We start from the raw sequence: 338 nt of genomic DNA on the forward strand, positions 1-338 counted from the left end.
CGCGAGCGGCGTTCGGGGAGCGTGAACTGGTCTCGGTGGAACGGCTGCGTGGCGGTTCCAAGAAGGGCGTCTACCGGCTGGTGCTGGATGACCGCACGACATGCATCGCCTATGTGTGGAACGCCGATGAGAACTACTGGCCGGAATCGGCGTCGCAGGACCAGAGCGACCCGTTCGGTCATGCCAGTGGTCTCGATCTGTTCGAAGCCGCTCATACCGCACTGTCCTCGATCGCCGTCCGGGTTCCGCGGGTGGTGATGGTGGACCGCAGCAGGAGTCTGCTCGCGGGCGAGGTGGCTGTGCTGGAGGACGTGCGTGGTGGCACGCTCGAAGCCCTG

Annotated in this window: 1 pseudogene; it reads left to right on the plus strand. The window is 65.7% G+C overall.

Features of this window, described 5'->3' with window-relative positions:
• Window positions 1-338, plus strand: a pseudogene (locus tag CF165_RS49820) (phosphotransferase family protein); the annotation flags it as partial.

It is taken from the genome of Amycolatopsis vastitatis, assembly GCF_002234595.1.
GTDB classification, from domain to species: domain Bacteria; phylum Actinomycetota; class Actinomycetes; order Mycobacteriales; family Pseudonocardiaceae; genus Amycolatopsis; species Amycolatopsis vastitatis.